18 protein-coding genes are annotated in these 25,806 nt (G+C 70.4%); 12 read left to right on the forward strand and 6 right to left on the reverse strand.

Translation table 11 applies throughout. The annotated features are described in order from the left end of the window. Nucleotides 1-126 precede the first annotated feature (126 nt). Together RI578_RS38825 and RI578_RS38830 are read left to right on the forward strand one after the other, a co-directional pair. Nucleotides 127-861 (forward strand): NAD(P)-binding domain-containing protein, encoded by a 735-nt coding sequence (locus RI578_RS38825; protein WP_310875489.1) that lies wholly within the window; start codon nucleotides 127-129, stop codon nucleotides 859-861. A 163-nt stretch (nucleotides 862-1,024) separates the two neighbouring features. Continuing rightward, complete coding sequence (locus RI578_RS38830; RefSeq protein ID WP_310875490.1) at nucleotides 1,025-1,723, forward strand: nitroreductase; 699 nt, start codon at nucleotides 1,025-1,027, stop codon at nucleotides 1,721-1,723. A 90-nt stretch (nucleotides 1,724-1,813) separates the two neighbouring features. On the opposite strand, the gene RI578_RS38835 is transcribed toward RI578_RS38830, so the two are convergent. After that, a complete protein-coding gene (locus RI578_RS38835; protein ID WP_310875491.1) occupies nucleotides 1,814-4,864 on the reverse strand; it encodes a glycoside hydrolase family 38 C-terminal domain-containing protein in 3,051 nt (1,016 codons plus the stop codon). Nucleotides 4,865-4,979: 115 nt separating this feature from the next. After that, nucleotides 4,980-6,899, reverse strand: coding sequence for a phosphatase PAP2 family protein (locus tag RI578_RS38840; protein ID WP_310875492.1), 1,920 nt, complete (start codon nucleotides 6,897-6,899; stop codon nucleotides 4,980-4,982). 368 nt (nucleotides 6,900-7,267) lie between these two features. Between RI578_RS38840 and RI578_RS38845 the strand changes: the two genes are divergently transcribed. The 5 genes from RI578_RS38845 to RI578_RS38865 all read left to right on the forward strand — a co-directional run bounded on the left by RI578_RS38845 (nucleotide 7,268) and on the right by RI578_RS38865 (nucleotide 13,819). Next, a complete protein-coding gene (locus RI578_RS38845; protein WP_310875493.1) occupies nucleotides 7,268-8,389 on the forward strand; it encodes an ROK family transcriptional regulator in 1,122 nt (373 codons plus the stop codon). 281 nt (nucleotides 8,390-8,670) lie between these two features. Further along, nucleotides 8,671-10,002, forward strand: a complete 1,332-nt coding sequence (locus RI578_RS38850) for an extracellular solute-binding protein (protein ID WP_310875494.1) — start codon at nucleotides 8,671-8,673, stop codon at nucleotides 10,000-10,002. Between the two features lie 92 nt (nucleotides 10,003-10,094). Further along, nucleotides 10,095-11,072: a sugar ABC transporter permease gene (locus RI578_RS38855; RefSeq protein WP_310875495.1), complete on the forward strand. Its 978-nt coding sequence runs from the start codon at nucleotides 10,095-10,097 to the stop codon at nucleotides 11,070-11,072. 19 nt (nucleotides 11,073-11,091) lie between these two features. Further along, nucleotides 11,092-11,973 carry a carbohydrate ABC transporter permease gene (locus tag RI578_RS38860; protein ID WP_310875496.1) on the forward strand — a complete coding sequence of 294 codons (882 nt, stop codon included), beginning with the start codon at nucleotides 11,092-11,094 and terminating at the stop codon, nucleotides 11,971-11,973. A gap of 4 nt (nucleotides 11,974-11,977) precedes the next feature. Continuing rightward, complete coding sequence (locus RI578_RS38865) at nucleotides 11,978-13,819, forward strand: hypothetical protein (RefSeq protein WP_310875497.1); 1,842 nt, start codon at nucleotides 11,978-11,980, stop codon at nucleotides 13,817-13,819. Between the two features lie 37 nt (nucleotides 13,820-13,856). On the opposite strand, the gene RI578_RS38870 is transcribed toward RI578_RS38865, so the two are convergent. The 4 genes from RI578_RS38870 to RI578_RS38885 form a co-directional block, all read right to left on the reverse strand. Further along, nucleotides 13,857-16,523 carry a SpoIIE family protein phosphatase gene (locus tag RI578_RS38870; protein WP_310875498.1) on the reverse strand — a complete coding sequence of 889 codons (2,667 nt, stop codon included), beginning with the start codon at nucleotides 16,521-16,523 and terminating at the stop codon, nucleotides 13,857-13,859. 84 nt (nucleotides 16,524-16,607) lie between these two features. Continuing rightward, nucleotides 16,608-17,519 carry a 5-dehydro-4-deoxyglucarate dehydratase gene (locus RI578_RS38875; RefSeq protein WP_399062888.1) on the reverse strand — a complete coding sequence of 304 codons (912 nt, stop codon included), beginning with the start codon at nucleotides 17,517-17,519 and terminating at the stop codon, nucleotides 16,608-16,610. 41 nt (nucleotides 17,520-17,560) lie between these two features. Next, nucleotides 17,561-18,550, reverse strand: coding sequence for a 2-hydroxyacid dehydrogenase (locus RI578_RS38880; RefSeq protein ID WP_310875499.1), 990 nt, complete (start codon nucleotides 18,548-18,550; stop codon nucleotides 17,561-17,563). Between the two features lie 7 nt (nucleotides 18,551-18,557). Beyond that, entirely contained in the window at nucleotides 18,558-19,829 is a 1,272-nt protein-coding gene (locus RI578_RS38885; protein WP_310875979.1) for a glucarate dehydratase family protein, read from the reverse strand. A 260-nt stretch (nucleotides 19,830-20,089) separates the two neighbouring features. Here RI578_RS38885 and RI578_RS38890 point away from each other — a divergent pair, with 260 nt between their 5' ends. The 5 genes from RI578_RS38890 to RI578_RS38910 are packed head-to-tail and all read left to right on the forward strand — an operon-like array spanning nucleotide 20,090 to nucleotide 25,645. Beyond that, complete coding sequence (locus tag RI578_RS38890) at nucleotides 20,090-21,682, forward strand: ABC transporter substrate-binding protein (protein ID WP_310875500.1); 1,593 nt, start codon at nucleotides 20,090-20,092, stop codon at nucleotides 21,680-21,682. Nucleotide 21,683: 1 nt separating this feature from the next. Then, a complete protein-coding gene (locus RI578_RS38895; protein WP_310875501.1) occupies nucleotides 21,684-22,613 on the forward strand; it encodes an ABC transporter permease in 930 nt (309 codons plus the stop codon). Between the two features lie 14 nt (nucleotides 22,614-22,627). Then, the gene (locus RI578_RS38900; RefSeq protein WP_310875502.1) at nucleotides 22,628-23,605 is read left to right on the forward strand and encodes an ABC transporter permease; all 978 of its coding nucleotides are present in this window, start codon (nucleotides 22,628-22,630) and stop codon (nucleotides 23,603-23,605) included. Next, the gene (locus tag RI578_RS38905) at nucleotides 23,602-24,612 is read left to right on the forward strand and encodes an ABC transporter ATP-binding protein (RefSeq protein ID WP_310875503.1); all 1,011 of its coding nucleotides are present in this window, start codon (nucleotides 23,602-23,604) and stop codon (nucleotides 24,610-24,612) included. The genes RI578_RS38900 and RI578_RS38905 overlap by 4 nt, the downstream gene beginning before the upstream one ends. Then, nucleotides 24,605-25,645: an ABC transporter ATP-binding protein gene (locus tag RI578_RS38910; RefSeq protein WP_310875504.1), complete on the forward strand. Its 1,041-nt coding sequence runs from the start codon at nucleotides 24,605-24,607 to the stop codon at nucleotides 25,643-25,645. The genes RI578_RS38905 and RI578_RS38910 overlap by 8 nt, the downstream gene beginning before the upstream one ends. Nucleotides 25,646-25,806 lie beyond the last annotated feature (161 nt).

Genomic DNA, 25,806 nt, shown 5'->3' on the forward strand with positions numbered 1-25,806 from the left:
TCTCGCCTCCGCAAGGCCAGGCGGCACCACCACACGGCCATCACATCGCGCTGCCATCGTCACGTCGCGCTGCCATCGTCACGTCGCGCTTCCATAGGGGCGGCACATCCTTGTAAGGGACAAATCATGAAAATTACTGTCATAGGTGCCGGTGCCATCGGCGGAAACCTCGCTGCCAAGCTCAGCACGGCCGGGCACGACGTCCAGGTGGCCGACGCCCGAGGCCCCGAGGCCGTCCGGGCGGAGGTGCTGGAGTCCGGGGCCCGTGCGGCGGAGCTCACCGACGCCGTCCAGGGCCGGGACGTCATCGTCCTGGCCATCCCCTTCGGGGTGGCGGGGGAGCTGGCCGGCCTGTTCGCCTCGGTTCCCGCAGAGACGGTGGTCATCGACACCTCGAACTACTATCCACACCTCAGCGGGCAGATCGAGGCCGTGGGCAAGGGCGAGGTCGAGAGCGTGTGGAACGCCAAGCAGTTGGGGCGCCCCGTGGTCAAGGTGTGGAACGCCGCCCTGGCAGAGACCCAGCGGACCAAGGGTGTTCCGGCAGGAACACCCGGCCGCCTCGCCATCCCCGTCGCCGGCGACTCCGAGGAGGCGCGGCGTGTGGCCATGCGGCTCGTGGACGACACCGGTTTCGACCCCTACGACGCCGGCACGCTGGCCGACTCCTGGCGCCAGCAGCCGAACAGCCCCGCCTACTGCACCGAACTGACCCTCGACGAGCTGCCGGCGGCCCTGGCCGCGGCCGACCGCGTCAAGGACTCGGCCATCCGCGACAGCCTCCCGGAACGCTTCGCCGCCCTCCCGGCCAACCCCACCGTCGACGACGTCGTCGAGATGAACCGCGCCGCCCACCGCTGAGACACCCGACGCGGCTCTCGTGCACACACAGACGAATATGAAGAGCGCACAGCCCCCACTTCGGCTACCGCCTCTCGTGGCCTGCCGTACTGCACTGTGCCGCGGCGGCCGCGGCGGCCGCGGCGGCCGTGGCGGCGACTGCGCGCCTAGGAGAGGAATCGCCTTGCCCGGCACCACATCAGCCTTCACCGAGATCGCACGCTCACGACGCTCCCCCCGGCAGTTCCTGCCCACCGCCCTGTCCCCTTCGGACATTCGCGGCGTGTTGGAAGACGCGCAGACGGCGCCCTCGAACAGCAACACCCAGCCGTGGTCAGTGCACGTCGTCTCGGGTGCGGCGAGGGACGCCCTGGCCGAAGAGCTGCTCCGGGCCGAGGAGGAGGGGCGGACCTCCCCGGATTTCACCGACGGCTACGGGGACGGCCTCTACCTCGAGCGGTCGCGGGCCCTGGGCGCGAGTGTCTACCGGATCCGAGGCGTCGAGCGCTCCGACCGGGACGGCAGGAGGGCGGCGGTACGCGAGAACCTGGAGTTCTACGGCGCTCCCCATGCCGCCTTCCTGTTCATGCCGGCACTCGGCGACGGCGTACGGACGGCCGGCGACATCGGCATGTACGCGCAGAACTTCCTGCTCTCGCTGGCGGCCCGCGGGCTGGCCGGCATCCCGCAGACCGTACTCGGCGTCTACGCCGACACCGTCCGCGAGTTCCTGGGTGTCCCCGCGGAGCTCAAGCTGCTGTTCGGCATCTCCTTCGGCATCGCTGACCCGGCGGCGCCCGTGAACACGCTCCGCACAGACCGGGTTCCGCTGCAGCGGAGCGTGGTCCTGCACGACACCCCCGGAGTCCTCGACAGGCAGTAGTTTCTCCGCCCGCAGGAACCATCCGGAGCTGTGCCTGGCTCTGGGGCCGACACTCGGCCGGCCCCAGAACCAGGCATCCGCAGGGCCTGCTCAGGCCTTCCGCACGGTCAGCCGTAGCGTCTGGATCTCGAAGGGGCGGAGGGTGACAGGGACGCTGTCGCCGTTCGCGTCCGCCGTCGTCAGCGGGCGTTCCAGGAGGTCGGTGAGCTGGGCGTCCGCCAGGGGGAAGCCCGTGCGCAGAGTGCCTCTGGCCCGTCCGCCGCGGGACTCGTAGAGGCGCACGACGACATCGCCCGAGGCGTCGTCGGCGAGCTTGACCGCCTCGACGGTCACTCCGGTGCCTTCCACGGACACGACCGGCTCGGGGCGGCCGGCCGAGTCCGCCAGCCGTAGCGGCAGGTTGAGCGCGTAGCCCTCGGCGACCGCGTCCTCGATCGTCGCGCCCGGCAGCAGTGCGTACGTGAAACGGTGCCTGCCCTGGTCTGCCTCCGGATCCGGGATCCGTGGGGCGCGGAGCAGGCTGAGGCGGACCGTGGTGGTCGTACCGCCGTCCTCCCGGACCGTGCGCGAGACGTCGTGCCCGTAGGTGGAGTCGTTGATGACCGCGACGCCGTAGCCCGGTTCGCCGATGTGGACCCAGCGGTGGCCGGAGACCTCGAAGCGGGCCGACTCCCAGCTGGTGTTGGTGTGCGTGGGCCGCTGGACGTGGCCGAAGGCGATCTCGGCGGAGGAGTGGGCAGCCCGGATGTCCACTGGAAAGCCCGCCTTGAGGAACTTCTCGGCCTCCTGCCAGTCGATGTGCGTCTCGAAGTCGATGCGAGGGCTGCCGGCACGCAGAGTGATGGTCTGGACGATCGTGGAGCCCTTACCGAAGGAGCGCTCCACGCGGATCGCCCCGAGCAGCGGTTCCTCCTCGACCACCGTGACGGACTGCGCGTCCAGCAGGTCCGTGTAGCGGTTCCGGTAGTGCTTGTCGACGTCCCAGGCGTCCCAGTGGTTCGGGAGGTCGGTGTGCAGGCGCAGCAGGTTGCCCCGGCCGGCGAGAATCTCGCGGCCGCCGCTTCGCAGATCGCGTACGGAGGCCAGGGTGCCGTCCTCGGCAACCTCCACTCGTACCAGGCCGTTGTCCAGGACGCGGCCGGCGACCGTCACCGGCCGCGGGCGCTCACCGACGCCGAGGGGCGCGCTGCCGTTCGCCGGGACGACGGTGTGGACCAGGGAGCCGTCGGCGGTCCGTACGACCTCCCGGCGCTCGACCGGGCTCGTGTTGAAGACACAGGGTCCGCCTGCGCCGAGTGCCGCGAGCGCCCCGGCCGTCAGTTCCTCGACCTCCTTCGCCACGCGCGCGTACTCGGCCTCGGCCTCCCGGTGTACCCAGGCGATCGACGATCCCGGCAGGATGTCGTGGAACTGGTGGAGCAGGACCGTCTTCCACAGCCGGTCGAGTCTCTCGTACGGGTAGGCGTAGTCCGGCACGTGCAGCGCGGCCGTCGTCGCCCACAACTCGGCCTCACGGAGCTGGTGTTCGCTTCTGCGGTTGCCCTGCTTGGTGCGGGCCTGCGAGGTGTAGGTGCCGCGGTGCAGCTCCAGGTAGAGTTCGCCGACCCAGACCGGGGGGTCGGGGTACTCCTCGCGGGCCTTGGCGAAGAAGGCGTCGGGGTGCTCGACGACGACCTTCGGCGAGCCCTCCAGATCGGCCAGCCTGCGGGCCCGCTCCATGATCTCGCGGGTGGGACCGCCACCGCCGTCGCCCCAGCCGAACGGGGCCAGCGAGCGGGTGGCGACGCCTTTCTCCTGGTAGTTGCGCGTGGCGCGGCCCATCTCCTCGCCGCTGAAGCGGGCGTTGTAGGTGTCGATCGGCGGGAAGTGAGTGAAGATCCGGGTGCCGTCGATCCCTTCCCACCAGAAGGTGTGGTGGGGAAACCTGTTGGTCTGGTTCCAGGAGATCTTCTGGGTGAGGAACCACTCGTTGCCGGCGAGCTTGGCGAGCTGAGGGTAGGCCGCGCTGTAGCCGAAGGAGTCGGGCAGCCAGACGCCTTTGGTCTCGACGCCGAAGTGCTCGATGAAGAAGCGCTTGCCGTGGACGAGCTGACGGGCGACGGCCTCACCGCCGGGCAGGTTGCCGTCGGCCTCGACCCACATGCCGCCGACCGGCACCCATTGGCCCCGCCCGACCGATTCCTGGATGCGAGCCCAGACCTTCGGGTACGTGGCGCGCACCCACTCGTACTGCTGCGCCTGTGAGCAGGCGAAGACGAAATCCTCGTACTCGTCGGCGAGCGCGGTGACATTCGAGAAGGTGCGGGACGTCTTGCGCTTGGTCTCCCGGATCGGCCAGAGCCAGGCGGAGTCGATGTGTGCGTGGCCGACACCGGAGATGACATGGGCGCTGGCATGCGCGGGTTTGGACAGGGTGGAACGCAGCGCGGCCCGTACGTCGGCGGCCGTGCCGGAGACGTCCTCCAGGTCCAGCAGGTCCAGGGCCCGGTCCAAGGCGTGCGCGATCTCGTGGCGGCGTGGGTCGTGCTCGCCCAGCTCCGGGATCAGCTCGCGCAGCACCTGGATGTCCAGGTCGAGGTGCCACACCTCCTCGTCGAGGACGGCGATGTCGGCGCGCCGGAAGGTGTAGAGGGGCTTGTCGCCGGCGGTGATGATGTCGCCCAGCGGTGTGGTCCGCGAGAAGTTGTCGGCGAGGATGTCCGGGTTGGAGGCCGCCTCCACCAGGTAGTCGATCCGCTCGCCGCCGGCCGCGGGACGGGCGATGGGCACGTACTGGTTGAGGGGGTTGACGGCCTTCAGCGGGGTGCCGTCCGTGCGATGGACGAGCGCCTCGGCCTGGTTGCCGGGCCAGCCGCCGACGAAGCCGAGGTCGATGACGGCCTCCACGCGCTTGCCGGCCCACTCCGCGGGAACCCTTCCGCGTATCCGGAACCAGGTCGTGCCCCACGGCGGACCCCACGGGGTGCCCATCGAGAAGGGCTCGTAGGACGCCGCGGCGGCCTCCTCGAAGGGGACGGGCTCCCCAGGCGCTTGCCAGGCCTCCGTGTCGAGGGGCACGGTGGCGGCGTAGATCGCGGGCCTCACACGCTGTTCGTGAAGGCGCCGGGCGCGATCCTCGATGCGCCGGCGTTCGTCGTGCATGAAGGCCTCCTCATGGGTGAACGCTTACTCGCCCACCGAGCACGGAGGTGAACCTCGGCCCGGCGGGGTGTACCTCGACCCGTCGTCGGCGAGGACCTCCGGCTCGGCGCGCCGGTCAGACGAGCCGTACCGACAGCCCGCGGGGCGTGAAGACCGGCTCGGCGTCGAACCCGTCCACCGTGATGCTGCCGAACCGCCCCCGCAGCGCGGGAGTCTCGAGCACCGGCAGGACGGCGCCCCGCCGCGCACGGCAGGAGTCGTCGAGCCGGACGACGAGCCTGCTGCCCGGGTCGAGCAGCACCCGACGGCTCACCTCCAGCGCCGGTACCCGTGCCCCGGCGAGCGTCACGTCGAGCGTCGTGCCGGCCTCCTGGACGTACGAGCCGCGCACCCGCAGCGGCGACATCGCGCGCAGTGCCCCGCCCCTCACCCGCACGTCACCACCGCCCAGCGCGGTTGCCGAACAGGTGGCGAGGACGCCCTTCTCCAGCCTGGTGCCACCGGTGTAGTCGTTGTCGCCGGTCAGGGTGAGCGTGCCGCTGCCGCGCTTGACGAGCGCGCCCACGCCGCCGATGTCGTTGCGCCAGGTGTCGGCGGCGGCGAAACCCCCCGCGTCGGCGTCCAGAGTGACGGACACGTCCGTGTCGAAGGCCCCGTAACCGTCGGCGGCGGCGAAGAGGTCCAGCCGCCCCCACTTCTCGAAGCCGTCCAGGAGGACGTACCCGGCGGGCAGCGCGGTCGTTCTGAGCACCTCGCGGCGCTGGGCCGCCGAGAGATAGGGCAGCCGCGTCTCCAGCAGGACTTCGGCGCCCTTCGGCACGGTCATGGGGTCGTGTGTGTGCCGCTTGGGCAGGACGTACGTCAACCGGGGCCCGACCGCCACCCGGTTGGCGCGGCGGTCCGCGTAGGGGTCGGTGTCCGGGCCGGCCGAGTGCGCGTACTCGTAGAGGGTGTCCGAGGTGGTGCCCGTCATCTTCTGGAAGTACGCGGCGGCCTGCGCGCGGGCAGCCGCCTTCAGACCTGCGTTCTTCGGGTCGGCGAGGGCCGCGGCCGCGAGGGCGGTGGCGAGGATCCGGCCGCCGACCACGTCCACGGTGGAGTGCATGCCCGCCACGATGCGGGTGTGGGCGAGCTCGGAGGCCCGGGCCACCAGCTCCTGGAACCGCTCGGGGACCGCGTAGCCCAAGGCCAGGGCCGCGAGGTAGAAGGCGTTCGTGTGCCCGCTGGTGAAGCCGCCGTCGTCGGCGGGTGCGGTGCCGCGCTGCCGTAGCAGCTGCGGGACGACCACGACGTCGGACTCGTACACGGGGAAGCCCTGTTCGTCCGTCCTCCCCGTGTCGATGACCTCGCTGTCCTCGTTCATGCGCCATGGACGGGGGTACTGGTAGGCGAGCTTGGAGGGGTTGCTGGAGGCGAACGGACCGCGCACGGTGTCGATGAGCTCCGCCACCTTGCCGAGGTCCGAGTCGTGGGCGCCGGCGCCCAGCGCTGAGCCGGCCGGCGCGTCGGCCGGGATCGTGTCGTGGACCCTGTCCGCCGGGATGCCCTCCGGCGCCGAGGTGATGCCGGTGACGGCCTTGGCGCCACTCCTGTACAGGTCGGCGAGCGGGCCCAGCCCGGTGATCACCGCGTAACTCTGGTGCTGGCGGTCCTGGATGAAGGCCGTGCGTGCCTCGGCCTCCGTGCGGCTCCGGGTGGCGTGTGCGCAGTACCGCATGTTGGCGCGCAGGACACCGGGCAGGAGCGCGGTGCCGGTGTCCCAGGCCGCACCCGTCTTCCAGATGCGGGCGAAGCCGTCGAGGATGTGCACGGCCGCGTTGGTCTCGGACGTGCGATTGCCGACGACGTTCGTGGTGTACGCGTCGACGAAGGCGGCGGAGGTGTTGGTGGCGGCCGAGGCGGCGGCCGCCGGCCAGGAGAGGACCGTGGGGAGGGCTGCCAGCCCGGCCGAGACGCCCATGGAGGCCCGCAGGAACGCCCGGCGGTCGACGGCGGCTCTGTCCGTGGGATAACAGGGGTGCACCGCACCGGGCATGAGGGTGCCTTTCCTTCTGAAGTCACAACGGGCGGGGTGGGGAGTCACGACGAAGGGCACGGGGGATGAGGGCGCGAGTGACGCACCCTCCCACACACGCGGAGCGAACGGCGGGCGAGCCGTGTCCTGCACGGTGCTCTTTCCTCGCGTAAGTACTGGGGGAGCCCCGGGACGGGCTCCTGACGGGCACGGCAGGCGGGTACCGCGCAACTTCGTTAGGAAGTTAACTAACGAAGTAGGGTGCGTCAAGGGTACGGAATCCCGGTTCCGTGCAACCTTTTCCGACCGGACCACCGCCGCCCACGTTCGACCGGACCGCAGCGGCGTGCTCTCGCACCGGACCACCGCGGCACGACCTGGGAGAAGCCTTGAATCTGAGTGAGAGCGCACGCGCGGTGTTCGCCGTTCTGGCACAGGAGGGCACCGCCACGCGGCCTCAGTTGGCGGCCGGCGCGGGTCTGTCCAAGCCGACCGTCTCCTCGGCCGTCGCCGAACTGGAGAGAGCCGAACTCGCCGCGCGTTCCGGAACCGTCTCCGGCGGCACCGGCCGCTCCGCCGCCGTCTACGGGCTCGGGCCCGCCGCCGGCGCCGTACTCGCCGTCGACCTCGGCCCCAGCCACACCCGGGTGCGGGGATGCGCTCTGGACGGCAGCCTGCTCGCCCAGGGGACCGGGTCGCGGGAGGAGTCCGCCGACACCGTGCGCGCGACCTTGGACGCCTTGCCGGCCGGCGCCCCGCTGCGGACCATCGTGGTGGCGGTGGGCGACGTCGCGGCACAGGACCGGCGAGGCGCCGGGATGCGTCCCGCGACCGCCAAGGCCGGACCCGTCTACGACGCCATGGCCGTCGCGCTGCCCCCGGGTGTTCCCGTCCACCTGGAGAACAACGTCAACTGCGCCGCGCTCGCCGAACTGCACGAGGGTGCCGCGCGCGGCAGAGACACCTTCGGCTACCTGCGCGTCGGCGTGGGCATCGGCCTGGGCATCGTCGTCGGCGGTCACGTGCTCAGCGGGGCGAACGGTGCGGCCGGAGAGGTGGCCCGGCTGCCCTACCCGTGGAGCGACAGCCGTGAACCGCGCCGTGAGGCTCTGGAAGAGCACATGGGCTCCCGTTCCCTCCTGCGCAGGACCGCGGATGCCTGGCAGAGCGCCGCGGGGCCGTGTCCCCGTACGGTGAAACGCCTCTTCGCCCTCGCCGACGAAGGTCATGCCACAGCCCTTGCCGTGGTGGAACGGCACGCGGCGGACATCGGCCGGCTCGCCGCCGCGGTGACCGCCGTACTGGACCCCGGGCTGCTCGTGCTGGGCGGCGGCACGGGCGCGTATCCGCAGCTCCTGCGCGGTGTACGGGCCGAGCTGGCGCGGCTGAGCTGGCCCACCGAGGTGGTCAGCAGCATGCTGGGCGACACCGGCACCGTGGCGGGCGCGAGCCGGCTCGCCGTGGCCCATGGACGTCAAACCGTGACCGATGGCAGACGGGTCAAGCATTGACGGCTCGCACGTGGTTCTGCCAATGTCCGGACAAGCGCTTTCCATAGCCGGTGGGACCCGGCTCCGGGTGAGGCGTCCGGCCGTACGCGAAGTACGGCAGCCGTACGAGGGCGCGCTCGTACGACTGCGGCCCGAAGTGGCCGGGGATCCCCGCCCGTCAGTGCGCAGCGGCCGGGCGAGGCCGCACGCACAGGGACGCCTGCCCCTTGGAACAGACCCGATGGACAAGGCCCGAGCCGTTCGATCGGCCGGGGATCCGTCACGTACGCCAGGAGGACCCGGTGGGTCACCAGATCTCGCGCAGAACCCTCTTCCGCACCGCGAGTGGCCTCGCCGTCGCCGGCACCCTCGGCAGCGCGCTCAGCGCCTGCAGCGGTGGCACCGGCGCCGGCAGCACCAGCAGCGACCTGACCATGACCTGGTGGGGCAGCGACGACCGGCACAACGCCTACAAGAAGGCGCTGAAGTACTTCCAGGAGAAGAACCCGAAGATCAAGATCCGGGAGACCTACTCCGGATACGAAGGGTTCTTCGACAAGTTCAACACCAACATCGCCGGCGGCAGCGCCCCGGACCTGCTGCAGATGGACACCGCCCTGGTGGCCCAGTACGCGCGCAAAGGCGTCCTGGCCCCGATCGACGAGTACGTCGGCGAGAGCCTGGACCTCACGGGCTTCTCCAAGACCCTGCTCGCGGCCGGCACCGTCGACGGCAAGCTGTACGGCGTCCCGTCCGGCATCGGCGTCAATCAGCTCACCGTCAACCGCAGCGGCCTCGAGGAGCTGGGTCTGGAGTTCCCGGACCCCGAGTGGACGTGGACCGACCTGAGGAAGATCTCCCAGGACGTCCACAAGAAGAGCGGCGGCAAGGTCTACGGCGTCGACGACGTCGGTGGCGGCGCTCTCCAGGCCTTCGAGGTCTTCGCCCGCGAGCACGGCCAGACGTTCTTCTCCGACGACGGCAAGAAGATCGGCTTCACCGCCGACACCCTCCAGCAGTGGTGGGAGTACTGGGCGGAGATGCGCAAGCTCAACGCCTGCCCGCCGCCTGCGATCACCTCCGCCGCGCACAACGACCTCACCAAGAACGCGGTCGTCATCGGCAAGGCCCTGTTCACCTTCGACATCGGTGTCTACGGCGCCGGCGGCTCCATCACCGACGCGCAGCTCGACTTCCTGCCCACCCCGCAGGGCGACGGGTCCGGAGCCCGTGAGGGCAACTTCGTCAACGGCGGTGTGCTGCTGAGCGCCACCAAGGCCAGCAAGCGGGTCGCCGACTCCGTCAAGATCATGTCGTTCTTCGCTCAGGACACCACGGCGATCAAGGACATGCAGCTGTACCGCGGCATCCCGCCGACCGAGAAGGCCCGCAACCTGATCGCCTCGGGCCTGAACGAGACGGACAAGCGGAACATGGCGATGGCCGACTACATATCCAAGCGCGTCTCCAAGGCGGCCGACGTCCTGCCCGCTCCCGCGCCCCCGCCGCAGGGAGCCGACCAGATCTGGGACCTGCTCTTCCAGTCGAACCTCGCCGTCGCCTTCGGCAAGAAATCGATCAAGGCACAACTCGGCGAGTTCTTCGACCAAGCGGCCGGGGTTCTGGGCGGCTGAGCGCACCGCTCGGCCGACGTGCCGTTCGAGAGCCGTGGGCGGACCGCCGCCGGTCGGCGCTGGGTGAACCCGGAGAGGCCAGAGAGATGAGTATGACCACCGCGAAGACAGACGAGGCCGTGAGGGAGCAGTCCGCCACCGCGACCCGGTCCGACCAGCGGGACCGCGACCGCATGCGCCGCCGTCTCGCGAGAGGGCGGGGCGGGGGCTGGTGGCCGTACCTCTTCCTGGCGCCCTGGTTCGTCGGCCTGTTCGGCCTGACGATCTACCCGATGCTCGACTCGCTGTACCTGTCCTTCACCGACTTCGACCTGCTGACGCCCGCGCGGTGGGTCGGCATGGACAACTACAGCAAGATGTTCACCGACGACCCGGTCTTCTGGGACTCGGTGCACGCCACCCTGCTGTACGTCGTCGTCTCGGTGCCGCTGAAGCTGGCGCTCGCCCTCGCGGTGGCCATGCTGCTCAACCGCGACCTGAAAGGCATCGGCCTGTACCGGGCCGCCTTCTACCTGCCGTCCCTGCTCGGCGGGGCGGTCGCCATCGCCATCGTGTGGCGGCAGCTCTTCGGCGGCGACGGCCTGTTCAACGACTTCCTCGCCTGGTTCGGCATCGAGGGCCAGGACTGGATCTCCAGCCCCGACACCGCGCTCTACACGCTGATCCTGCTGGCCGTCTGGCAGTTCGGCACCCCGATGGTCATCTTCCTCGCCGGCCTGAAGCAACTGCCGAAGGACGTGTACGAGGCAGCCGCGATCGACGGCGCCAGTCCCGTCACCCGGTTCTTCAGGATCACCCTGCCACTGCTCACGCCCATCGTCTTCTTCAACGTGGTTCTGCAGATCATCGACGCGTTCAAGACCTTCACCCCCGCCTTCGTCGTCAGCAACGGATCCGGCGGACCGCTCAACTCGACCATGCTGTACTCGCTGTACCTGTACAAGAAGGGCTTCACCGACCTGCAGATGGGCTACGCCTCGGCGCTCGCCTGGGTGCTGTTCCTGGTCATCGCCGGCTTCACGGCGGTCAACTTCATCGCCAGCCGCTACTGGGTCCACTACGACGACTGAGCGAGGAGCGCTTCCCACCATGTCCGCCGTCACCGCATCCCCGAAGTCGCCGCTGCACAAGCTTCGCTCCGCCACCGGTCCACGCCGCGTCTTCATCCACACCGTGCTCATCGGCGTGGCGATCGTCATGCTCTATCCGCTGCTGTGGATGCTGAGCAGCTCACTCAAGCCCGACACCGAGATCTTCACCCAGCCGGGGCTCATCCCGAGCTCGCCGCACCCGGAGAACTACTCCGACGGCTGGACCGGCTCCGGCAACTCCTTCTCGCTCTACATCACCAACTCGCTGATCGTCACGATCGGCGCGGTGATCGGAAACGTGATCTCCTGCTCGCTCGCGGCCTACGCCTTCGCCCGCTTCGAGTTCCGCGGCAAGAAGATCTGGTTCGGTCTCATGCTCGGCACGCTGATGCTGCCCACGCAGGCCGTCCTGATCCCGCAGTACACGATCTTCTACAACCTGACCTGGATCAATACGTTCCTGCCGCTGATCGTGCCGAAGTTCCTCGCGGTGGACGCCTTCTTCATCTTCCTGATGGTCCAGTTCATCCGCTCCATCCCGCGCGAGCTGGACCAGGCCGCCATGATGGACGGCGCCAACCCCCTCCAGATCTACTGGAAGATCATCCTGCCCCTGATGAAGCCGGCTCTGATCACCACCACGATCTTCACCTTCATCTGGACGTACGACGACTTCCTCCACCAGCTCGTCTACCTGCAGCAGAACGACAAGTTCACCGTCCCGCTCGGCCTGACGCTGTTCATGGACCAGACGAGCGGCTCCTCCTACGGCGCGATGTTCGCCATGTCGACGCTCGCCCTCCTGCCGACACTCATCTGCTTCCTCATCTTCCAGAAGCGACTGGTGGAAGGCCTGTCGACCTCGGGCATGAAGGGCTGAGCACATGCACCTTCCCCACCAGCACGGCCAGTTGCACCATCTCCCGGACGACCCGGCCGCCTACGATGCCGTGCTGGCCGGCGTCACCGAGACGGCACTGTCCCGGATCACCCCCGAGGGCAACCTCGAGCACCCGGCCGCACGAGAGGACATCGGCGACACCTCACTCGGCATCACGTCACTGCTCGCCCTCGCCTGGCATCGCACCAAGGACCCGCGCCTGCCGGAAGCCGTGCGCCGCGGCCTCGCCTTCCACCTGCGCTCACGCGTGTTCACCGAGGACAACCCGGGCTACCCGAACCTGACGGTCCGCGACTCCGGTCTGCCGTGCGCGCGCTACGTGCTTCAGGCCGGTGCGCACCCCGTGGGTGACTGGCCGAGCACGGTGTGGGCACTGCTCCAGGCGGTGAACGTGCTCGACGCGGCCGACGGGCTCGTCGGCGAGGAGCAGTACCGCGAACTGCTGAGCGTGGCGGGCGGTTACTGGCGCTGGCTCACCGAGGCCACGGTCTTCAACCCGCAGGACGCGGCGAACCAGGCCATCGGCTGCGTGGTCGGCGGACTGATGCTCGCCCGTCACCTTCCGCCCGGGGACGGCGCCCCGGTCCGCGAGCGCGCCATGCGGCTGTACGCCGACGAGATTCGGGTCCGCCGCGTACAGGACCGTGGCGCGCTCCTGCCCCCGGAGCACGGCGGCGCGTACGACAACAACTACGGTCCGATCTCCCTGTCGTTCCTCGCCCAGGCCCACCGGGTCAGCGGCGAGGAGGTCTTCGCGGAGGACGGCGACACCCTCGCCCGCTACATCGACGCGCGGCTCTGCGGGAGCGGCTTCGACATCGGCGGGCCGCGCTACAGCGAACAGCACTCCGCCTTCGAGTCAGTCCTCGGGCTGCGGTACTTCGGCCACCGCATCGGCGCCGACATCGGCCGCTACGCCGGGGACTCGCGCTGGGTCAGACACGCGGTCGGAGCCGACGGCGGTCTCGACGGGCACTTCGCGTTCATGCTCGTGTGGCAGATCCAGGACACCACCCGCTGGCACCGCGCCCCGCGCACGGCACCCGCCCGCCACCAACTGCGATCCGGTACGGTCACGGTTACCTTCGACGACCGGATGACACCGTCCGTGATGGAGGTGGGCGGCACGGCCCTCATCGCGGCCGCCGTCAACCGGCAGCACGGATTCGGACCCGTGACGGACGGATTCCTGCTGTGCCGCCCGATGGGCGCCGTGCGAGTGGCGGATCGCCGGGCCGACGGGCTCGCGGCCAAACTGGTGAGCAAACCGGTCGTCGGCCCGGACCATGTGCTCCGGCACGTCCGGTCGTTGTACGTCACGGACGGCACTCGGCTGTGGACGACCGTGATCGTCGAACGGCTGGACGGGAAGCGTCACCTGCTCGCGGGAATGCCCTATGTGGTCGCGGACTGCCACCGGTTCCGCCGGGTGGGTGACTTCCCGCTCGTCGCGTCGGCCGGCGAACTCCGTCTGACGCACCCTCGTGAACGCGGCCCCGACTTCTTCGACGCCCGCACCGAACTCACCCAGCAGCAGGCCGCTTTCGAACTGGCCGCCGATCCGCGCGGCTACGGCGACCCCGACGCGGGCTGGCGGCACATACGAACCACGACCGCCCTGGAAGCGGGACCGGCGCCTGCCATGCCGGAGGGACTCGACGTCTTCGCGGTGCGCTACGGGACACCGGCCACCGAGCCGCTGACCGTAAGCTGCGAGCGGGCGGGGGAGGGGCTGCTGCTGCGCTCCGAGTCCTTCATGGCGGTGCTCGGGCCACCGGACCGGCAGGGTGAACCGCGGCTGACGCTGTCGTCCCCGACGCACTGAGCCCGGTACACGCCTCAGCGATGGTATGCAGGCCGGGTCATGGCTCCGTGCCGAGGCGTTGCTCGGTCCAGATCACCTTTCCGCCGGATGTGTAGCGAGTGCCCCAGCTGTCGGCGAACTGGGCCACGAGGAAGAGACCCCGGCCGCCTTCGTCCATGGTGGTGGCCCGGCGCAGGTGCGGCGACACGTCGCTGCCGTCCGAGACCTCGCAGATGAGGGTCCGGTCGTGGATCAGACGCACACCGATGGGACCGGTCGCGTACCGGATGGCATTGGTGACCAGCTCGCTGAGGATCAGCTCCAGGGTGAACGCCTCCTCTTCCATGCCCCAGTCCCGCAGCAGCCGGGTGGCGCCGGCGCGGACACCGGCCACGGCCGAGGGGTCGTTGGGCACGTCCCAGGCCGCGGTGTGCTCCTCGTCGAGCTGCCGGGTGCGGGCGACGAGGAGTGCCACGTCGTCGCGCGGTGTCACGGGCAACATGGCGTCCATGGCTGCCTGGCACATCTGGTCCGGTGTGCGCCCGGCCGACGCCAGGACACCGCGCAGGCGCTCGATGCCCTCGTCGATGTCGTGCCGACGGTCCTCGATCAGGCCGTCGGTGTAGAGCACGATGCTGCTGCCCTCGGGCAACAGCACCTCGGTGTTCTCGTACGGCAGCCCGCCCAGACCCAACGGCGGGCCGGCCGGTACTCCGGGCAGGTGGGCCTGGCCGTCCGGATGTACGAGGATGGGCTCCAGGTGGCCCGCCCTGGCCATGGTGCACAGACGCGAGACCGGGTCGTAGATCGCGTACAGACAGGTGGCGCCCGTGAGCGTCGGTGTTCCGCTGCCGCCGTCGCGGTCCTGGTCGATGCGGGTGACCAGCTCGTCCAGGTGCCAGAGAAGTTCGTCGGGCGGCAGATCGAGCGTCGAGAAGTTGTGCACGGCGGTGCGCAGTTGGCCCATGGTGGCGGCGGCGTGCAGTCCGTGCCCCACGACGTCGCCCACCACGATGGCAACGCGCGCTCCGGGGAGAGGGAGGACGTCGAACCAGTCGCCTCCGACGCCGCCGAGACCCGCCTCCGCCGGGAGATAGCGATGCGCCACTTCCACCGCGTTCTGCTCGGGCAGGGCCTGGGGGAGAAGGCTGCGTTGCAGCGTGACCGCCATGGTGTGCTCACGCGTGAAGCGGCGCGCGTTGTCGGTGCTCGCCGCGGCGCGGGCGGCCAGTTCCTCCGCGAGCGACAAGTCCTCCTGGTTGAAGGAAGCCGGCTCCCTCGAACGCCAGAAGGTCGCCACACCGAGGATCGCTCCCCGAGCGAGCAAGGGGGCGACGATCATGGAGTGGATGCCGTGGGCCACCAGCCTGCGCGCTCGCTCGGGGTCCTGTGCCTGCCAGCCGAAGAAGGCCGGCATGTCCTTCTCCAGCGTCACCCGACCGGACCCGTAGCCGGCCGCCTGCGGGGTGTCGGGTTCGAAGTGGATGAGCGCGCCGACGGGGTACAGCGGTGCGTCCTGACGGATGCCGTGCACCGCGACACGACGAAGCTCCGCCGCGCCCAGCTGGTCCGGTTCCTCGCCGCGCAACACGGCATCGGCCAGGTCCACGGTGACGTAGTCGGCGAACCTGGGCACGGCGAACTCCGCCAGTTCTTCGGCGGTGCGGGTCACGTCGAGGGTGGTGCCGATGCGCAGCCCGGCGTCGTACAGCAGCCTGAGCCGTTCCTGGACCACTTCCACCTGGCCCATCAGCGCGCTGAGTTCGGTGGTGTCCCGCAGCGTGGCGACCCAGCCCCCCGGCCAGGAGGACTGTGCCGTGCGGCGCTGGCTGACGGCCAGCAGCCGGTCGCCGATTTCGATCACCTGGTCCGTGGTCGCGGTGCCCGAGAGAAGGAGCTGTTCGGCTCTCGGAGGGAGCCCCAGTTCCGCGACGGGCCGGCCGCTCACGTCTTCCGGAAGTGCGAGCAGGCGCCGCGCTTCGTCTTTGGCCAGGAGCAGACAGCCGTGCGGATCGACGATGAGGACACCTTCGCGCACCGAGTGCAGAACGGCGTCGTGGTGCTCGTACATACGCGTCATCTGCACCGGTCCGAGCCCGTGCGTCTGGCGGCTCAGACGCCTGCCGATGAGCGCGGTTCCACCGGTGGCCGCCGCGAGCGCCAGCCCGGTGGCCCCCAGGACGATCGGCGCCTGCCGTCCGGCGACCCCACTCACATGGTCGACGGTGATGCCCGCGGACACCAGCCCGACGACCTTGCCTTCGGGGCCGGTCACGGGGACGACGGTCCGGACGGAGGGGCCCAACGTGCCGGTGGTCGTTTCGGTGACGATGCCGCCCCGCTGCGCCTCCGTGATGCTGCCTATGTAGTGCCGGCCGATCTGGGCGGCGTTCGGATGGGTGTAGCGGATGCCCGTGGGACTCATCACGACGACGAAGTCCACGTCGGAGCGTTCGCGGGTCAGTCTGGCCTGCTGCTGGAGTGCGGCGCTCGTACGGCCGGCGGTGACCGCCTGCTCCACCGCGGGGCTCGAAGCGACGGCAGCGGCCACGGCGAGTGACCGTTGCCTCGCTCCGCGTTCGGCGTCGCTCCGTGACTGCAGCAGCAGAGCGATGGCCGCCGACGCCACGAGGACCATGACGACGACGACCTGAAGAGCGAATATCTGGCCGGCAACGCTGCGTATCCCACGCCAGGACCGCACCCGCCGGAGCAGTTGGTCCATACGGTCCATTTAACACCGAAACAGCACAATGACGACTCATGCCCGTAAGGGGCATCAGGACGCCCCGAGACCCCTTGTGCGCGTTCAGGAGGCGAGTACGGCGCGTGCCTCGGCGATGATGGCCGCCAGCTCTTCGGTCTCGGGCGCGGTGAGGGGTGTCAGCGGCGGTCGGACCGGTCCGGCCGCAAGGCCTTCCAGGGTGACCCCGGCCTTCACCAGCGCCACCGCGTACCCCGGGACCCGCTCGCGCAGCCGGACCAGCGGGTGGAAGAAGGTGCGCTGCAGCGCGTCGATCCGCTTCTGGTCGCCCTCCTCCACCGCGCGGTGGAAGGCGAGGGAGACATCGGGCGCGAAGGCGAAGGCGGCCGACGAGTACAGCTCCACGCCCAGCGCCCGGTACGCGAGCTGGCTCGCCTCGGCCGTGGGCATGCCGTTGAAGAACTGGAACTGTTTGCCGGTCCCGTCGAGCGCCTCCCGCACGGCGGGGACGATCCGTGCGAGCAGATCGAGGTCACCGGTGCCGTCCTTGAAGCCCACGACGGTGGGCAGCTGGGCGACCGCGGCCGCCGAGTGCTCGTCGAAGCGGGCGTTCGCCCGGTTGTAGACGATCAGTGGCAGGGCGGTCTCGCCGGCCACTTCACGGGTGTAGGCGACGAGCCCGGCGGCGGGGGACTCGACCAGGTACGGCGGCATGAGCAGCAGACCGTCCGCTCCGGCCTCCGCGGCCGCCCGCACGAGTCGGCGGGCCTGCCCGACGGCGCCGCCGGCCCCGGCGTACACCGGGACGCGTCCGCCCACCGCGTCGACGGCGGTGCGTACGACCAGGCTGTACTCCTCGTGGTCCAGGGCATGGAACTCGCCGGTGCCGCAGGCGACGAAGACTCCGCCCGGGCCGGCGTCGACCCTGGCCGCGATGTGCCGGCGCAGCGCGTCGAGGTCGACGTCACCGGTCGCGGTGAACGGGGTGACGGGGAAGAAGAGAACGCCTTCGAGCATGAGTGCTTTCCTACTCTGGGGGAGGGACGGGAGTGGTGTGGTCAGTGGCCGGTGGAGGGGGAACCGGCACGGACCACGTTGGCCAGCGCGTCCCCCCGCTCCAACCGGTCGATGTTCTCGGCGATCTCGGTCGCGCGAGCGGCGAAGGTGTCGGCGGTGTGGCCCGAGTGGTGCGGGGTCATCAGCACGTTCGCCAGGTCGTGGAAGGGCAGCCGGCTCGGCGGGTCGGGCGGGCCGGACCACCACACGTCCAGCGCGGCGCCCGCGATGGTGCCGGAGGCCAGCGCCTCGTAGAGCGCCTCCTCCTGGACCACCTGCCCCCGCGCCACGTTGACCAGCAGGGTCTCGGGGCCCATGGCCTTCAGTTCGGCGGGGCCGATCAGTCCGCGGGTGGCAGGGCTCAGCGGAACGGTGACCACCACGATGTCGGAGTCGGAAAGCAGTTCGGGCAGCCGGTCGTCGCCGCCGACCCAGTCGGGCCGCAGGTCCGCGGGGAACGGGGCCGAGGGGTCGCGTCGTACGGCGCGGACGCGCAGGCCGGCCGCCTGGCACAGCCGGGCGACCTCGGTGCCGGTCTCGCCGAAGCCGATGATGCCCACCCGGCGGCCCCGCAGCGTGGTCCCGAAGGGCAGCGCGGGATCGACCGCCACGTTGCGCCAGTGCCCGGCGCGCAGCGCGCGGTCGGCGCCCAGGACGTCGCGGGAGAGCATCAGGACCGACATCAGCACGTGCTCGGCGATGGAGCGGCCGTGGTGGTGGGTGGTGGCCACCGTGACTCCAGGGTGGAGCGAGTCCAGCGGGATGCCGTCGTAGCCGGCGCCGACGACGTGGACGAGCCGCAGCCGCTGCGCGCGCCGGGCGTCCTCGGGGCGCAGCTTCGAGCCGACGTAGACGTCGATGTCGGTGACGGCCTCGGAGAGCCGTGCGGCGTCCCAGTCGAAGGCCTCGAACCAGTCGTGTTCGCCCTGTGTGGACGCCTTGAGCCGGTCGTGGAAGCGGCTCAGGACGCGGTGGTTGAGCATGATGCGCATCGGCCGCTCACCACCTGGGGGTCTTGATGGAGAATGAGGGTTCGAAGCGGCGCATGTAGCCGGTGTCGTCGCGGTCGCGCACCCCGCAGTCGACGTACTGCCGGTGCAGCCGGGCGAGGGCTTCCCGGTCCAGTTCCACACCGAGTCCGGGAGCCGTCGGCACGGCGAGCCGACCCTCGCTGAACCGCAGTGGGGCGGGGTCGACGACGTCCTCGTCGGGCCGCTTCCAGGGCCAGTGCGTGTCACAGGCGTAGGTCAACCGGGGTGTTGCGGCGGCCAGGTGGGTCATCGCCGCGAGGCTGATGCCGAGATGCGAGTTGGAGTGCATCGACAGGCCGAGCCCGAAGGCCTCGCATATCGCGGCGAGTTGTCCACAGCGTCGCAGACCGCCCCAGAAGTGGTGGTCGGACAGGACGATGCCCACGGCCCCCTTCGCCACCGCCGGGGCGAGATCGTCGAAGGAGACCACGCACATGTTGGTCGCCAGCGGCGTGGAGGTCGCGTGGGCGACGGCGGCCATGCCACCGACGCCCTCGGTCGGGTCCTCGAGGTACTGCAGAACGCCGTTCAGCTCGCGGGCGACGTGCAGGGACGTCTCCGTGCTCCATGCCGCGTTGGGGTCGAGCCGCAGGGGGAGCCCCGGAAACGCCTTCCGCAGCGCCTTGACCGCCGCGATCTCCTCGTCGGGCGGGAAGACGCCGCCCTTGAGCTTGATGGAGGTGAAGCCGTACGTGCCGATCATGCGGCGGGCCTGTTCGACCAGCCCCGCCGGGTCGAGGGCGGGGCCCCAGTCGTCGTCCTCCCGGCCCGGGTGGGCGGCCCATTTGTAGAAGAGGTACGCGCTGTAGGGCACCGAGTCGCGCACCGCTCCGCCCAGCAGATCGCTGACCGGCCGACCCACGAGCTTGCCCTGGATGTCCAGGCAGGCGACGTCGAACGGGGACATGACCCGGTCCACCGTGCTGCTGCCCGTGACCATGCCGGACATGCCGTCGCCGCCCGTCGTATCGGCACCCAGCGCACGTGTGGTGCGGGCGATCAGCTCGTTCAGCCGCCACACGTCCATGCCGGCCAGTTCGTCGGCGGCACGCCGCAGTCGCTCCAGATGCACCGTTCCGCCGTAGGTCTCACCGACGCCGCTGACACCCGACTCGGTGGTGATCTCCACGACGGTGCGCAGCGCATAGGGCTCGTGCACTCCGACCGCGTTCAGCAAGGGCGGGTCCCGGAAGGCCACGGGGGTCACGGTGACGCCGGCGATCCGCTCTGAGGTCCGCATCATGAAGGGCATCCTCATATGTAGTCGACGTTCTCATTTGTAGACAGCCTGTTGAGGTGGTGTCAATGGGTGGGCCCCGATGCCGCAGGTGAGCAGCGCGAGCGAGATGGATCCGTTCCCGCGCATGTCTTGACGCTGCCGCAGTGCCGGATTAGCTTCGGCGTTCACAGATGCGGACTGAGTACGCAACTGTAGACAGCCTCTCGCGGTCGCCGTACGTGGAACGCGCCACACCAGCACTCACCGGAGACAGGTCGACGATGAAGTTCTCCGCTCCCTCCCTCCCGCCCACCGGACGAAGGCGCCTGCGCGCGCCGACGGCGACACTCCTGGCGGGCGCGGTGCTGCTGTCCAGCGGCTGCGCCGTGGCGGGCAGTGCCGCCGGTGACGCCGGCCGTGCCGATGGCCGCACCCTTCGGGTGGTGCTCACCCAGGAGCCACCGACCCTGGAACCCTGCGAGGCATCGCTGACCGCTACCGGCGTGGTCGTCAGGTCCAACATCACCGAGCCCCTCGTCGAACGCGACCCCGATTCCGGCGAGCTGCACCCGCTGCTCGCCACCGGCTGGAAACAGACCGACGACCGCACCTGGACCTTCGACACGCGCGAGGGAGTGACTTTCCAGAACGGCGAGCCCTTCACCGCGCAGGACGCCGCCTTCTCCATCGACCGGGCGGTCAACTCCGACCTCGCCTGCAACGTCGAGGGCTACGTCTTCGGCGACAACGACCTGAAGGTGGAGGCGGAGAGCGACACCCGGCTGACCGTCACCACCGAGCAGCCCGATCCGATCCTGCCGCTGCGCCTGAGCTTCGTGGAGATCGTGCCGCGCACGACGGACCCCGAGACGAAGGTCCGTATCCCCATGGGCACCGGCCCCTACGCCGTCAGCTCCTGGCAGCCCGGAGCGGCGATCAACCTCAGCCGCTACGACGACTACTGGGGCGACGCCCCCGACTTCTCCCGCGCCCGCTACGTATGGCGCAGCGACGCCAGCGTCCGCGCCGCCATGATCGACAAGCGTGAGGCGGAGATCGCCGTCGCCCTCGATCCCATCGAGGCCGAGAAGGACACCACGGTCGCCTACCCCAACAACGAGACCACCGCGCTGCGGCTGGACGGCCGCGAGGCGCCGCTCGACGACATACGGGTACGCCGCGCCGTCGACCTGGCTCTGGACCGGGACGGCATCATCGACGCCCTGCTCGGTGGACTCGCCGAACCGGCCGGCCAACTGGTCCCGCCCGGAGTGGTCGGACACAACGAGGAGATGGAACCGACCCGGCAGAACGTGGAACGGGCCAAGGCCATGATCGAGGAGGCCGCGGCCGACGGCGTACCCGTCGACCGGCAGATCACCCTGGTCGCACGCAACGGCATGTTCGCCGGGGTGTCGGAGACGGCGGAGGCCCTCCAGTACCAGATGCAGCGGATCGGACTGAACGTCAAGGTCCGCATGGCCGACACCGCCACCCAACTCCAGTACCAGCTACGCCCGTTGCCCAAGAACGTCGGCCCCATAGCCCTGCTGATCATGCACGGCAACCAGGCCGGTGACGCGGCCTTCACCACGAGCCAGTACCTGCTGAGCGACGGCCCTCAGTCCACCTTCGGCACCGAGGAACTCGACCGGCGCGTCGCCGACGCCGGCGCGCTCTTCGGCGAGCAGCGCCAGAAGGCCTTCGCCGGCCTGCTCGCGGAGCAGAACAGGTCGGTCGTCCAGTACGCCCACCTGGCCCACATGAGCGGACTGCTCGGCCTGTCACCGTCCATCCGGTACGAGCCGAACTCCGCCACCGGAGACGAGATGCGGCTGGCAGAGGTCGGCTCGGCGAAGGCGGGACAGCACTGACATGGCCGCCTTTCTGCGCAAGCGCATCCTCTCCAGCGCCATCCCCCTCGTATGCGTGGTGCTGGGCGTGTTCTTCCTGGCCCGGATGACCGGCAACCCGGTCGACCTCTATCTCCCGCTGAGCGCCACCCCCGAACAGCGCGCGGAGTTCTCCGCCGCTCAGGGCTTCGACCTCTCCGTACCGGCACAGCTGTGGAATTACCTCGTCGACGCCGCGCACCTGGACTTCGGCACCTCGCTGCGGACCGGGCAGTCCGCCACCGAAATGGTGCTGGACGCCTTCCCCGTCACCCTCCAGCTCGCCGGCGTCACCATGCTGCTGGCGATCACCGGCGCGGTGCTGATCGGCAGCCTGGCCGCCTACCGGCCCAACTCCCCGGTGGACCGGATCGCCAGCCTGCTGTCGATGACGGCCGCCAGCATCCCCGACTTCTGGTTCGCCATCATGGGCGTCCTGGTCTTCGGCGTCAGCCTCAACCTGCTGCCGACCTCGGGCATCTTCGGCGGGCCCGAGGTCTGGGTGCTGCCCATCGCGACCCTGCTGATCCGCCCCTTCGGCGTGCTCGTCCAGGTGGTGCGCGGCAGCATGGTCTCCGCGCTCTCCGCGCCCTACGTCAAGATCGCCCGCAGCAAGGGTGCCACGCCCTGTCGGGTCATCTTCGGCCACGCCCTGCGCAACGCCGTGACGCCGGTGCTGACCGTCGCCGGCGACCTGACGGTGGGCCTGGTCAACGGCGCCGTCATCGTGGAGACGATCTTCGGCTGGCCCGGCATCGGCAAACTCATGATCGACTCCATCCTCCAGCGGGACTTCGCGGTCCTCCAGGCCGCCGTCCTGATGACGGCGGTGACGATCTTCGCGCTGAACATCCTCGTCGACGTCTGCCACGCGCTGACCGACCCCCGAGTACGTGAGGCGGCGGCCGCGTGAGCGAAGGAAGCATCATGACCGAAGAAGCACTCTCCGCCGCGGACGGGCGTGAGGACGCCCCGGAGTCCGCCCCCGCCCGGAAGAGCCCGCCCCGCTGGTGGCGACTGCTCGGCCGGGACCGGGCCGCCGCCGTCGGAGCCGTCATCCTCGCCGTGGTCCTCCTCGCCGCCCTCTTCGGCCGGCTGTTCATCGGCGACCACGCACAGCGCCAGGACCTGGACGCCTCCCTGCGGGCGCCCTCCCTGAGCGACGGCTTCCACGGACTGCTCGGCACCGACGTCCTCGGCCGCAGCGTGCTGGCCCGGCTGATCGACGCGGCGGCGACGACCCTGTCCGTGGCCGTCCCCGCGGTGCTCTGCTCGTTGGTCGTCGGATCGGCGATCGGCCTGTGGGCCGGCTACCACGGGGGCCGCCGGGAGAGCGTGGCGATGCGCGTGGCCGACGTCATCCTCAGCTTCCCGTCCCTGCTCATCGCGGTCGTCGTGCTGTACGTCTTCTCGCCCTCCGCGCTCAACATCGTGCTCATCCTCGCCGTGGCCCGCGTTCCGGTGTATCTGCGCACCTCCCGCGCGGAGGCGGCCGAACTGCGCAGCCGCCTGTTCGTCGACGCGGCCCGCACCTTCGGCACCCCCAGCCGGCACATCATCTACCGGCACATCCTGCCGATCGCCCTGCCGACGCTGCTGACGGTCGCCACCCTCGATTTCTGCTTCGTGATGCTCACCGAGTCCTCGCTGAGTTTCCTGGGCATCGGCATCCAGCCCCCGGACGTCAGCTGGGGCCTGATGGTCGCCCAGGGCCGGCAGTACCTCCAGACCGCCTGGTGGATCACCGTGCTGCCCGGGCTGGCCATCGTGCTCACCACCGTGTCCGCCACGGTGCTCGCCGCTTGGGCCCGCATCGCCACCGACCCCGCCCAGCGCTGGCGTCTGACGCTGCCCCGCAAGCGCCGCGGAGCCTCCGCCGCCGTTCCCCCGGAGATGATCCCGTGACGACCACATCCGCGTCCGCCCCGTCCGCCGCGGACCTCGCCCTCGACGTCGAAGGGCTGTGCGTGGACCTGAGCACGGCCTCCGGGACGGTGCGCGCCGTGGACGGCGTCGGCTTCAGTGTCCGCCGCGGCCGCACCCTGGCCCTCCTCGGCGAGTCCGGGTGCGGCAAGTCGATGACCGCGCTGTCGGTCGTGGGCCTGCTCGACCCCGCCGCCGAGGTGACCGGGGGCGCCGTACGGGTCCGGGGGAGGGACACCCTGCGGCTCAGCCCGGCCGAGCGCCGCAAACTGGCCGGCCCCGTCCTGTCCATCGTCTTCCAGGACGCCCTGACCGCCCTCAACCCCGTGCAGCCCGTGGGTCGGCAGATCGGCGAGCCGTTCCGCATCCACCGCGGGCTCTCCCGGCGCGAGGCCCACGAGAAGGCGATCGAGCTGATGACCCGCGTCGGCATTCCCGAGCCGAGGCAGCGGGCCAAGTCCTACCCGCACCAGTTCTCCGGCGGCATGCGCCAGCGGCTGCTGATCGCGATGGCCGTCGCCCTCGACCCCGACGTGCTCATCGCGGACGAACCGACCACCGCCCTCGACGTCACCGTGCAGGCACAGATCATGCGGCTGCTGCGGGACCTCCAGGACGAGCGGGACATGGCCGTCGTACTGATCACCCACGACCTCGCCGTGGTCGCGCAGCGCGCCGACGACGTCGTCGTGATGTACGCGGGAACGGTCGTGGAGAAGGGCACGGCGCGCGAGGTCTTCTCCGCACCCCGCCACCCCTACACCCGTGGACTGCTCGACTCCGTCCCCGAGGACGCCGTGCGCGGACAGCCGCTGCCCGCGGTCCCCGGCAGCCCGCCCGAGCTGAGCGCGGTGCCGTCCGGGTGTGTCTTCCAGGCCCGCTGCCCGCTGGTGCGGGAGCGCTGCGTCCGGGAGCGGCCGTTCCTGCGCGCCACCGGCGCCGGACGTTCGGCCGCCTGTCACTTCTCCGAGGAGCTCGACCGTGACTGAGTCCACCACCACCGAGGCCCCCGGACCCCGGACCGAGGGACACCCGCCGCTGCTCGAGGTCCGTGGTGTCACCAAGAGCTTCGGCAGCGGCCGCCGCCGACTGACGGCCCTGGACGGAGTGGACGTACGGCTCGGCCGGGGGGAGACCCTCGGGCTCGTCGGCGAGTCAGGCTGCGGCAAGTCCACTCTCGCCCGGGTGCTGCTCGGGCTGGAACGCCCGGACGCGGGCACGGTGCGGTACGACGGTGTCGACCCGTTCGCCCTGCGCGGCAAGGAACTGCTGAACTGGCGGCGCCGCGTCCAGATGGTCTTCCAGGACCCCTTCGCCTCACTCAACGCCCGTATGTCGGCCGCCGATCTGATCGGCGAGCCGTGGCGCACCCACCGGGACGTCGTCCCGGGGGCCAGGGACCGCGCGAAGCGGATCGGGGAACTGCTGTCCCTGGTCGGGCTGCGGGAGAGCGACGCCCACCGCTACCCCAACGAGTTCTCCGGCGGTCAACGCCAGCGCATCGGCATCGCCCGCGCGCTGGCCCTGGACCCCGACCTCATCGTGTGTGACGAGCCGGTCTCCGCCCTGGACTTGTCGGTCCAGGCCCAGGTCCTCAACGTGCTCTCGGAACTCCAGTCCCGCCTCGGCGTAGCGTACGTGTTCATCTCCCACGACCTGTCCGTGGTTCGGTACATCTCCGACCGGGTGACGGTGATGTACCTGGGCAAGGTCATCGAACACGGCGGTACCGAGGAGGTCTTCGACCGGCCCCAGCACCCCTACACCGCCGCACTGATGTCGGCCGCACCGGTCCTGGACGCCTCCCGCGCCGCCCACGGCCAGGAGATCCAGCTCAAGGGAGAAATCCCCTCGCCCTTCGACATCCCCTCCGGCTGCCGGTTCCGCACCCGCTGCTGGCGCGCCGAGGACACGTGCGCCACCGAGGCGCCCCCCGTCGTCGGCCGGGAGCCCGAGGACGCGGGCGATGACCACACCGCCCTGTGCCACTTCCCCCTGGAGGTACGGTCCGCGCGGGCCTGACCGGTGCGGCGTTCGTCCTGTTCACGGGTTCAGCGCGCGTGGCCGGACGTGGAGGCGAAGGCGGCTCCGGCTCGGTCGATCTCTCTCTTCGAGTTGCTTGAGGATGTCGCCGGGGGTGCCTTCGCCGACGGCCTTCTGCAGGAGGGGAGTGTGGTCGAGGA

Origin of the sequence: Streptomyces sp. BB1-1-1 (assembly GCF_031597775.1) — a bacterium.
Taxonomy (GTDB): Bacteria; Actinomycetota; Actinomycetes; order Streptomycetales; family Streptomycetaceae; genus Streptomyces; species Streptomyces thinghirensis.

Coding starts and splice junctions, on each gene's coding strand:
- RI578_RS38825 (WP_310875489.1), top strand. CDS start 127: ATGAAAATTACTGTCATAGGTGCCGGTGCCATCGGCGGAAACCTCGCT.
- RI578_RS38835 (WP_310875491.1), bottom strand. CDS start 4,864: ATGCACGACGAACGCCGGCGCATCGAGGATCGCGCCCGGCGCCTTCAC.
- RI578_RS38840 (WP_310875492.1), bottom strand. CDS start 6,899: ATGCCCGGTGCGGTGCACCCCTGTTATCCCACGGACAGAGCCGCCGTC.
- RI578_RS38855 (WP_310875495.1), top strand. CDS start 10,095: ATGACCACCGCGAAGACAGACGAGGCCGTGAGGGAGCAGTCCGCCACC.
- RI578_RS38860 (WP_310875496.1), top strand. CDS start 11,092: ATGTCCGCCGTCACCGCATCCCCGAAGTCGCCGCTGCACAAGCTTCGC.
- RI578_RS38865 (WP_310875497.1), top strand. CDS start 11,978: ATGCACCTTCCCCACCAGCACGGCCAGTTGCACCATCTCCCGGACGAC.
- RI578_RS38870 (WP_310875498.1), bottom strand. CDS start 16,523: ATGGACCAACTGCTCCGGCGGGTGCGGTCCTGGCGTGGGATACGCAGC.
- RI578_RS38875 (WP_399062888.1), bottom strand. CDS start 17,519: ATGCTCGAAGGCGTTCTCTTCTTCCCCGTCACCCCGTTCACCGCGACC.
- RI578_RS38880 (WP_310875499.1), bottom strand. CDS start 18,550: ATGCGCATCATGCTCAACCACCGCGTCCTGAGCCGCTTCCACGACCGG.
- RI578_RS38885 (WP_310875979.1), bottom strand. CDS start 19,829: ATGCGGACCTCAGAGCGGATCGCCGGCGTCACCGTGACCCCCGTGGCC.
- RI578_RS38890 (WP_310875500.1), top strand. CDS start 20,090: ATGAAGTTCTCCGCTCCCTCCCTCCCGCCCACCGGACGAAGGCGCCTG.
- RI578_RS38895 (WP_310875501.1), top strand. CDS start 21,684: ATGGCCGCCTTTCTGCGCAAGCGCATCCTCTCCAGCGCCATCCCCCTC.
- RI578_RS38900 (WP_310875502.1), top strand. CDS start 22,628: ATGACCGAAGAAGCACTCTCCGCCGCGGACGGGCGTGAGGACGCCCCG.